The 1,026-nt window shown below is 59.6% G+C and carries 1 protein-coding gene; it reads left to right on the top strand.

The genetic code is table 11. The features are described 5' to 3' along the window. Positions 1 to 943, top strand: a 943-nt coding sequence (locus RGCCGE502_RS34330; protein ID WP_016558835.1) for an IS66 family transposase, incomplete at its 5' end; no start/stop codon positions are given. Between the last annotated feature and the right edge of the window lie 83 nt (positions 944 to 1,026).

Raw genomic sequence — 1,026 nt, 5'->3', positions numbered from 1 at the left:
GTCTTATGTCACCGTCGACGACACCGGCGCCCGACATTCCCATAATCCATGTTACGCCACACACATCGGCGGCCCTAATTTTACTGTCTTTCGCACCACAAAATCGAAGTCCCGCCTGAATTTCCTGTCGCTACTGCGCGGCGGTTACCAAGATTATGTGCTGAACGATGCCGCGTTCGAATACCTGAAAGAACGCCGTGCAGATGCGGCCGTTACTGCCGGACTTCGCGCTCTTGAACCGCAGCGCTTCTGCAATCAGGTGCCATTCCTGGCGCATCTGGCCGACAAGGGTATCAACATCTTTGACCGGCAGGAGATTGGCACGCTCGCCGAGGCCGGCCTCTGGGGCGCCATCCGCCATCATGGCCTGGTGGGCAACATGGTGATCGTGTCCGACGACGCCGGCCAGTTCCGAGTGGGCAATCACGCCCTGTGCTGGGTGCATGGCGAGCGCCTTCTGCAGAAGCTGATGCCGGCGACCGCGAAGGAAGAGCGGATGCTTACGATGGTTCGCGATCTCGTGTGGCGCTTCTACAAGGCGTTGAAAGCCTACAAGCAGAATCCTTACCCTCAGTCCGCTCCCGCGTTCCGACGACGTTTCGACAGGATCTTTACCCTGCGCACCGGGTATGAGGCTCTCGACAAGTTGCTCGAACGGCTGCATCGACGAAAGAATGAGCTGCTGAAGGTCCTCGAACATCCCGATATTCCGTTGCACACCAACGCATCGGAGAATGACCTGCGAACGTTTGTCACGAAGCGGAAGATCTCCGGCGGTACGATGAGCGAGGATGGACGTGTTGCGCGCGATGTCATGCTCGGCTTGATGAAGACGTGCCAGAAGTTGGGGCTTTCCTTCTACCACTTCCTCGGTGACCGGCTCGGCATTGGCAAAGGTCACGCCGTCCCGCCGTTGCCGGCGATCATTCTCGCTCGGGCCTGACCTCCGCAGCCGCTCGGACTGGCCGCACTCAGCGACGTTGCCCAACGAACCGCCAGTGCCACCAAATCTGCTCCACGTACCGC

This window comes from Rhizobium grahamii CCGE 502, from assembly GCF_000298315.2.
Lineage (GTDB): Bacteria > Pseudomonadota > Alphaproteobacteria > Rhizobiales > Rhizobiaceae > Rhizobium > Rhizobium grahamii.
The sequence above is the reverse complement of the archived record's forward strand: the minus strand, read 5'-3'. Positions and strand labels throughout refer to the sequence as shown.